This is a genomic window from Amycolatopsis sp. NPDC049691, assembly GCF_040675005.1.
Lineage (GTDB): Bacteria > Actinomycetota > Actinomycetes > Mycobacteriales > Pseudonocardiaceae > Amycolatopsis.
Genome location: NZ_JBFANX010000008.1, coordinates 294,201 through 302,015 on the forward strand (window position 1 = coordinate 294,201; position 7,815 = coordinate 302,015).

Annotated in this window: 8 protein-coding genes; all 8 read right to left on the bottom strand. The window is 73.6% G+C overall.

Features of this window, described 5'->3' with window-relative positions:
• Positions 1-17: 17 nt before the first annotated feature.
• Positions 18-1,055, bottom strand: a complete 1,038-nt coding sequence (locus AB0J40_RS20955; protein ID WP_364455488.1) for a glycoside hydrolase family 43 protein — start codon at positions 1,053-1,055, stop codon at positions 18-20.
• A 215-nt stretch (positions 1,056-1,270) separates the two neighbouring features.
• The gene (locus AB0J40_RS20960; RefSeq protein ID WP_364455490.1) at positions 1,271-1,705 is read right to left on the bottom strand and encodes a VOC family protein; all 435 of its coding nucleotides are present in this window, start codon (positions 1,703-1,705) and stop codon (positions 1,271-1,273) included.
• Between the two features lie 53 nt (positions 1,706-1,758).
• Positions 1,759-2,874, bottom strand: a complete 1,116-nt coding sequence (locus AB0J40_RS20965; RefSeq protein WP_364455493.1) for a GntG family PLP-dependent aldolase — start codon at positions 2,872-2,874, stop codon at positions 1,759-1,761.
• Between the two features lie 17 nt (positions 2,875-2,891).
• Positions 2,892-3,077, bottom strand: coding sequence for an MbtH family NRPS accessory protein (locus AB0J40_RS20970; protein WP_364455496.1), 186 nt, complete (start codon positions 3,075-3,077; stop codon positions 2,892-2,894).
• Positions 3,074-4,555, bottom strand: coding sequence for an argininosuccinate lyase (locus AB0J40_RS20975; protein ID WP_364455499.1), 1,482 nt, complete (start codon positions 4,553-4,555; stop codon positions 3,074-3,076). The genes AB0J40_RS20970 and AB0J40_RS20975 overlap by 4 nt, the downstream gene beginning before the upstream one ends.
• Positions 4,556-4,661: 106 nt before the next feature.
• Complete coding sequence (locus AB0J40_RS20980) at positions 4,662-5,855, bottom strand: ATP-grasp domain-containing protein (protein ID WP_364455502.1); 1,194 nt, start codon at positions 5,853-5,855, stop codon at positions 4,662-4,664.
• A complete protein-coding gene (locus AB0J40_RS20985; RefSeq protein ID WP_364455504.1) occupies positions 5,852-6,886 on the bottom strand; it encodes a pyridoxal-phosphate dependent enzyme in 1,035 nt (344 codons plus the stop codon). The genes AB0J40_RS20980 and AB0J40_RS20985 overlap by 4 nt, the downstream gene beginning before the upstream one ends.
• Positions 6,883-7,815 carry a kinase gene (locus AB0J40_RS20990; RefSeq protein ID WP_364455507.1) on the bottom strand — a complete coding sequence of 311 codons (933 nt, stop codon included), beginning with the start codon at positions 7,813-7,815 and terminating at the stop codon, positions 6,883-6,885. The genes AB0J40_RS20985 and AB0J40_RS20990 overlap by 4 nt, the downstream gene beginning before the upstream one ends.

The window sequence follows — 7,815 nt, forward strand, 5'->3', positions numbered from 1 at the left end:
CCGGCCCGCCGGCCCCCTCATTCGAAGAACTTCAGGCTGAACCCGGTGTCGGTGTTCGCGCCCGGGACGTTGGCCCGGCTGTACGTCGTCGAGCCCCACCAGCAGAACGAGCCGGTGTACCAGTAGCGGTTCGCCCAGGAGTACGGCGTTCCCTTCGGGACGGCGTGGAACATCAGGGGGAACCTCGGGCCGGCGGGCGGGCTGGTCGCGATGTCGCCGTTCAGCAGCACGAAGGTGTTGTGGCCGGGGCCGTTGACGTAGAGCGTCGGGTCCCAGCCGGTCATCATGGTGGCGCGGTTGGAGCCGAAGAGGCAGCCGTTCGACTTGTACCAGTCCCACACGTAGGTCGGGTCGCCGCCGGCGCGCAGGCGGAGCTCGGCGAGGCAGTACTGGTCGCTCCAGCTGCCGTTGGCGGAGTAGACGATGTGCAGCTGCCCGTTGGGGTCCTTGATGGCTTCGGGCGCTTCGTTGATGTACGGGTTGCCGACGACCCGCTCCCAGCTTTCCCGTGGCTGCGAGATGATGTACCGCGCACCGGTCGGCTGGGTCGGGCTGCTCATCCGGGCGATGTAGAGGTTCTGCTCGACGTTGGTGTCCCCGGCCCACCCGGACCAGACGAACCAGCGCTGGCCGTTGAAGGTGAAGAGGGTGCCGTCGATGGCCCACTTGCCGTCGGGCAGGGCGAGCTGCGTTTCGCCGGTGTACCCGCTGTCGGCGGTGGTGGAGCTGATGACGTACATCCGGTGCGCGGAGCCGGTACCGGCGGTGAAGTAGACGTAGAAGCGCCCGCCGTCGGTGACGATCTCCGGCGCCCAGACTTCCCCTCGCCCGCCGGTGTCCGACCAGATCCGCTTCGCCGTGGCGCTCGCGAGGCCATCCGGTGAGGACGCTTGCCTGACGACGATCCCGCCGCCGGCCGACTGCACGGCGACGTAGGTGGAGCCGACCCGCAGGACACTGGGGTCGGCGGCGTTGAGGGAGGTCTGGCCGGCTTCGGCGGGTTGGCCGGTGAGGACCATCGTGAGGAAGAGCAGGAACGCGGCGGCGAGTTTCATGACCCCACCCCTCGGTCGAGTGCGGTCCCGGGGAGCGGGAACCCTCAGGCAGGATCACCGGTGATCGAGAGGAATGGGTAGGGCCGCGGGTACTTGCTCGATCCAGTGGCGGCGAAATTGGTCTGAACCGGTGACCGGGACGTCGAGGCGGGCGCTGAGCCGTCCAGGTGACGTCGGCGGCGGCCTACTACACCGGGAGGTTGTGCTGAGGCGCCTCAGTCGAGGCAGAACTCGTTGCCCTCGACGTCCTGCATCACGATGCACGACTCGTTGAACCCGTCGGCGTACAGCGTCTGGAAGTGGCTCGCCCCGAGCGCGATCAACCGGTCTCGCTCGGCTTCCAGCGCGGCCAGCCGCTCGGCGCCCACCAGGCCCGTGCCCACCCGGACGTCCAAGTGCACGCGGTTCTTCACGACCTTGCCCTCCGGCACCCGCTGGAAGAACAACCGCGGCCCCACCCCGGACGGATCGGCGCACGCGAACGCCGCCCCCTGACGCTCAGCAGGCAACGACGCGTCGAACTCCGCCCACGACGCGAACCCCGCCGGCGCCGGCGGGACCTCGTAGCCCAGGACCTCGCACCAGAACCGGGCCACCCGCTCGGGTTCCGCGCAGTCGAACGTGATCTGCACCTGCCTGATCGTCCCCATCCGGCCACCCTAGACGGCCCGGGGCCGGCACCCCGCCCCGGGCCGCCAGGCGCTCAGCGGACCATCGCGTCGTGGCCGAGGAGGTCGCCGAACACCGTGATCGCGCGGTCGACCGCGTCGTCGTCGATGCCCGCGTGCGTCACCGCGCGGATGCGGTCGGTGCCCAGCTCCTCCACCCGGATCCCCCGCCTGCGAGCCGCCTCGATCAGGGTGCGGGTCGTGTAGCGGTCGTCGCGGACCTTGAAGAACACCATGTTCGTCAACGGCGGGCCCGGGTCCAGCCGGACACCGGGGATGCGCGACAGGCCACGGGCCAGCCGCGCCGCGCGGGCGTGGTCGTCGGCCAGGCGCTCGGTCATGTCCGTCAGCGCCACGATCCCGCACGCCGCGATCATCCCCGCCTGGCGCATGCCGCCGCCGAGCATCTTGCGCATGCGGCGCGCCGCCGCGATCGTCACGCGGTCGCCCACCAGCACCGAGCCGATCGGCGCGCACAGGCCCTTGGACAGGCAGATCTGCACGGTGTCCGCGTGCTTGGCCACCTCCGCCGCGCTGACGCCGAGCGCCACCGCCGCGTTGAACAGCCGGGCGCCGTCGAGGTGCAGGGCGATGCCGTGCGAGCGGATCAGCCGCGACACCTCGCTGAGGTAGTCCAGCTGCAACGGCAGCCCGCCGCACCGGTTCTGCGGCGTCTCCAGGCTGAGCACCGCCGGCGGCGCGATCTGCGGGTCGCTGCGGTCGACCGCGCACGCCTCGGCGATCGCCGCCGGGTCGATCGTGCCGTCGGCCAGGTTCGGCAGCGGGTCGTAGACGATGCCGCCGCACAGCGACGCGCCGCCCGCTTCGTAGACGTACACATCGGACTCGTGCCCGACGATCGCCTTGCCGCCACGGGGGCAGTGCGCCAGCAACGCGGTCAGGTTGGCCATGGTGCCGCTGGGCATCAGGCAGCCCGCCTGCTTGCCGAGCAGCTCGGCGGCGAGCTGCTCCAGCCGGTCCACGGTCGGGTCCTCGCCGTAGACGTCGTCGCCGAGCGGGGCGCGGGCGGCGGCCTCCAGCATGGTCGGTGTCGGCAGGGTGAAGGTGTCGCTGCGCAGCTCGACGTAACTGTCCTGAGTGGACGGTGTCTCCGGGCGGAGGGTCGCGAGATCGTCGGCGAAGGTGGTCACAACGGGCTCCTCAAGGGTCAGCGGGTGGCCATGCGCTCGCGGAGGCTCCGCGGGCGCATGTCGGTCCAGACGGTGTCGATGTGCGCGAGACACTCCTCGCGCGTGCCGGTCACGCCGGCGCTCAGCCAGCCCGGCGGCAGGTCGCGGCCGGCCGGCCAGATCGAGTACTGGTCTTCGTCGTTGCGGACGACGGTGAACGTCACGGCGTGCTCCGGGGTTCGGTGAGGGATCGGACGGCGTCGTCGAGGCCGACCTCGGCCTGGCTCCAGCGCCAGCGGCGGTCCTCGGCCGCGGCGCGGATCCGGGCGAACGCCGTCTCGGCTTCGGTGACGGCCGCGAGCACGGACGCCCGCGCCGGGCCGCCACCGTGCGCCGCGTGCTGGGCGACCTCGGCCGGGTCGAGCGCGTGCTCGAGCCGCCCGCCGAGGCGGGCCCGGGCGACCTCGTGCAGCGTGCGCCCGGAAGCGAGGGCTTCCTTCGCGATGGCGCCGACGTCGTGGTGGGCCTGTCGGAACGGGACGCCGGCGTCGACGAGCCGTTCGGCGAGGTGGGTGGCCGCGGTCTGACCGTCGACGGCCCGTGAGTACATCCGCTCCGGCACCGGTTCGGCGCCCTCGACCACCAGCCGCAGCAGGACGACGGCGTCGGTCGCGGCTTCGAGCGCCGACCACGCCGGGGCGACGGCTTCGGTGCCGACGGCGATGGCGTTGGTGAACCGCGCGGTGGCCATCGCGCTCGCCGACGCCGTGAACGCCCCGAGCGGCGCGAGCGCCCGGCCCTGGACGTGTTCCAGCAGGAACGGGTTGCGCTTCTGCGGCATCATCGAGCTCGACCCGACGACGTCGTCGGCCAGCCGCAGCAGCCCGGCCTCGGCGCTGGTCCACGCCTGCAGGTCGTGGGCGACGCGGCAGAGCAGCACGCCGAGCACGGTGGCCGCGGAAAGCTGGCGCAGCACCAGGTCCCGCGACGCGACGGCGTGCAGCGAGTTCGGGATCGGCGAGGCGAAGCCGAGCAGCGCGGTGGTGCGGTGCTGGTCGACCGGCAGCGACGTGCCGCCGACCGCACCCGCGCCGAGCGGGTTCTGGTCGATCTCCGCACCGGCCTGCCAGAGGCTTTCGACATCCCGGACGAGCGCGCCCGCCACCCCGGCGAGGTAGTGGCCGTAGGTGATCGGGACGGCGGGCTGGTGGTGGGTGTAGGCGGGCATGGTGACCTCCGCCCAGCGCCGGGCCCGGTCGAGCAGGGCGCGGCCGAGGGCGTCGGACTCGGCGAGCAGGCGTTCGTGCGGTTCGCGCAGCCGCAGCCGGACGACGGTGGCGTTGAGGTCGTTGCGCGAGCGTCCACTGTGGAGGATGCCGCCCACCTCGGCGCCGAGGGTGTCGATCAGGTGGGATTCGTAGGCGAGGTACCGGCCGCGCGGGGCGGGGACGTCGTGCAGCGGCGCGAACCGCTGGGCCCGCAGGGTTTCGATGCCGCGCAGCAGGTCGGCCGCGGGTCCCGGTTCGACGATGCCGCGTTCGGCGAGCATGACGACGTGGGCGCGGTCGACCTGGCTGATCAGCCCGAGTTCCGCGGCGACGGGATCGGGCGCCGGGGCGGTGTCGCGGTCGAAGAGGATCTCGCGGGCCGCGGCGGAGATGGGGCTGGTGAGCCGGCCGGTCCCGCCTGGGGCGATGGTCATCGGGGTGCTCCTTCCGGGGTGTCCGGGTGGGGTTCGGGACGGTCTTCGTCCCGGTCGTCGCGCGCACGATCGGTTTGCGCCACGGTGGCGATCAGGAACCTCAAGGTCATCGGCTTTCTCCCTTCGGCACCAGCGCCGCACGCAGGCGGTCGAGGCCGGCGGCCGCCGCCGCGCGGGCGCCGCGGGGACGGTCGGACACCGCCAGCACGTGCCCGGCCCGGTCGCGGTAGTCGCGCGCCGGGCGGACGAGAGTGCCGTCCGCGCGGTACAGCCGGGCCTCGGCCACGCCCGGCACGCACGACGCCTTCCCGACCGCGTCCCCGGCAGCGACCACCGAGGACGAAGTCGCCGTCAGGAACCGCAGCGACGCACACGCCCGCCGGGAAGCCCGCAGGTCCGGGGAAAGCCCGAGCACCGCGGAAACCTGCGCCGCCACCAGGTCGACCCCCGTCGCCGCGCGGACCAGTTCCGGGATCATCCCGCCCGCCGGGCGCGGGTTCACCTCCATCAACCGCGGCCCGTCCGGCGTCAAGCGGATCTCGACGTGCGCCGCGCCGAAGCCCAGCCCCAGCGCGGTCACCGCCGCCCGGGCCGTGTCGATCAGCGCCGTCTCGTCGGGAGCGGGCAGCGCCGCCGGGGCGTCGTGGCCCACCTCGACGAAGTACGGCGCCGGGCCGAGGTGCTTGCGCACCGCCGCGACCACGACGTCGCCGAACAGCTCCACCGAGTACTCCGGCCCGCTCGCGTACGGCTCCACCAGCACCTGCGCCGGCACCGGCAGCCCGCGTTCGTTGTGCGTCACCGAAAGCAGCGCCGCCGCCTGGGTGGCCACCGCCTCCGGCGTCTCGCACCGCAGCACGCCGACGCTGCCCGAGCCCTCGGCCGGCTTGAGCACCACCGGGAACTCGGCGGCGGCCGCCACCGCCTCCGCGACCGAGGTCGCCACCGTGCACGGCGCCCCGAGCACCGCCCGCTGGTGGGCCTTGTTCCGGCAGTCCGCCACGGCGACCGGATCCGGACCGGGCAGGCCCAGCTTCGCCGCGAGCCGCGCCGCCACCGGGATGAAGTACTCCGAACTGCTCGTGACCCCGGCGGGCTCCCCGATGTCCGACTCCAGCACCGCGCACGCGTCCGCCGTGTCGCACCGGACCACGCGCACGCCGTCCTCGGCCGCGTACGGGTACCGCGCCGGATCGGCCGCGGCCAGCACCGGCTCGTACCCGAGCGCACGGGCCTGCCGCGCGAACAGCCGCCCGGTCCCGGTCGTGTTGCTCTCGACGAGCAGCAGCGTGCGCGTCATGACGCGTCGGCCAGCGAACGCCGGCCCCAGTTCAGCCACGTCCACGACCCGCCGGGCTCGGTGGGCGTGACGACCTCGTACGGCTCGGCCGCCCCCGCGTGCGCCAGCCCCTGGGCGCGCAGCCACTCGTCGGAGTAGACCGTGTCCTGGTAGCGGTAGCCCTCGTCCGGGAGCAGGGCGACGACCGTGGCGTCCGGGTTGCGGCGGGAGAACCAGTCGGCGACCTTGAACGACGCGCCGCTCGTCGGGCCCATGAACAGGCAGTGCCGGGCGTACAGCTCCCGCGTCGCGGCGAACGCCTCGGCCGCGCCGATCCAGTGCACCTGGTCGTAGCTGGCGTGGTCGACGTTCGGCGGCACCAGGCTGTTGCCGAGCCCGCGCAGCACGCGCGGCCCGTCCGGCTGGCCGAAGATGGCGCTGCGCTGGGTGTCGACGCCGATCAGCGTCAGCTCCGGGACGAGCATGCGCAGGAACGAACTCGTCCCGGACGTCGAGCCGCCGGAGCCGACCGCGCCGACCAGGCAGTCCGGGACGCCGATGGTCTCGGCCAGCTGCTCGGCCACGAGCGCGTACGACCGCGGGTTGTCGGGATTGCGGTACTGGCCCGGTACCCAGTGGTTCGGGTACTCGGCGCGCAGCTCCTCCAGCCGGTCGAGCCGCGCGCGCTGGTACCCGCCGACCGGACTGGGCTCCGGGCAGATCTCGACGCGGGCGCCGAGGTGTTCGAGACGACGGCGCAGCGGCTCGTCGATCGCCGGGTCGCCGACGATCGTGAGCGGGTAGCCGCGCAGCCGGCAGACCATGGCGAGGCCGAGGCCGAAGGTGCCCGACGACGTCTCGAGCACGGTCGTGCCGGGACCGACTTCCCCGCGCTCCTCGGCGCGGTCGAGCATGAACCGGGCGGGCAGCAGCTTCATCAGGCCGAAGGCGGCGACGTGGAAGTTCGGCCGGATCCGGATGATCCGGGGCAGCTCGGTCGCCTCCACGACGGACCGGCTGACAGTGTGGCTGACGGGGGCGGCAAGGGTCATCGGACGCACCTTTCGGTTTCGAACTGCCAGGTCTCGGTCACGTCGAGCCTCGCCGCGGCGTACTCCAGCCGCGCCGGGGTTTCGGCGTCGGTCGCGTCGAAGAGCAGGCCGGCGACGTCGCCGCTGTGGGCGACCTGCACGCCGGCGGCCCCGGCGGCGCGGGCGACGGCGAGGATGCGGTCCAGCCCCGGCACGGGCAGGTGACGCTGGTTGAGCAGGGTGCTGGCGGTGGCGACACGGCCGAGCAGGCCCGCGTCGCCGTCCCGCACGGCCCGCCGCAGCAGGCCGCGCAGCGGCCGGAACGCCTCGATCTCCCACGACGTGTAGCGCGCGGGCGTGAGTTCGAGGGTGTCGACGCCGCGCCCGCCCGGGCTGGTGCCGAACCCCAGCACGGACAACGGCATCAGCTCGCCCAGGTCCTCGATCGGTTCGCCTTCGCGGTGGGCGAAGACCACCGCGCGGCCGCCGTACATCAGCGAGTCGGACGCGGTTTCCGCTTCGACGGCCAGCGCGCCGACCTCGGCCGCCGGGAGGTCGCGGCCGGTCGCGGCGAGCACCGCGCCGATCGCCGACGTCACGTCCGCCGTCGACGAGCCGAAGCCGCGGCACAGCGGGATGTCGCTGGTGATGTCGAGCAGGCCGCCCGGTACCGGCCGGCCGAGCCGCGCCAGGGTGAGGTCGGCGGCGCGGCGGGCCTTGCCGCGCCACGCGGGCCGCACGGTCGTGCCGGTGTCCTCGGTGGGCAGGAAGGTCGCGCGGGTGCTGTAGAGCGGGCACGGCAGGGTGACCAGGCCGCGGCGCAGCCGGCCGCCGTCGACGAACACCCCTTGCAGGATCTCGCCGTGGTGGGCGTCGACGCGGAAGCTGCCCGCGCGCGGGTCGGTGACGGTGGCCGGGGCCGGTGCGGCGACGGCGAGGTCTTCGGTCAT

What these genes read in the sequence shown, in the direction of transcription:
- AB0J40_RS20955 (WP_364455488.1), bottom strand. Translation starts at nt 1,055, where the DNA reads ATGAAACTCGCCGCCGCGTTCCTGCTCTTCCTCACGATGGTCCTCACC.
- AB0J40_RS20960 (WP_364455490.1), bottom strand. Translation starts at nt 1,705, where the DNA reads ATGGGGACGATCAGGCAGGTGCAGATCACGTTCGACTGCGCGGAACCC.
- AB0J40_RS20975 (WP_364455499.1), bottom strand. Translation starts at nt 4,555, where the DNA reads ATGACCATCGCCCCAGGCGGGACCGGCCGGCTCACCAGCCCCATCTCC.
- AB0J40_RS20980 (WP_364455502.1), bottom strand. Translation starts at nt 5,855, where the DNA reads ATGACGCGCACGCTGCTGCTCGTCGAGAGCAACACGACCGGGACCGGG.
- AB0J40_RS20985 (WP_364455504.1), bottom strand. Translation starts at nt 6,886, where the DNA reads ATGACCCTTGCCGCCCCCGTCAGCCACACTGTCAGCCGGTCCGTCGTG.
- AB0J40_RS20990 (WP_364455507.1), bottom strand. Translation starts at nt 7,815, where the DNA reads ATGACCGAAGACCTCGCCGTCGCCGCACCGGCCCCGGCCACCGTCACC.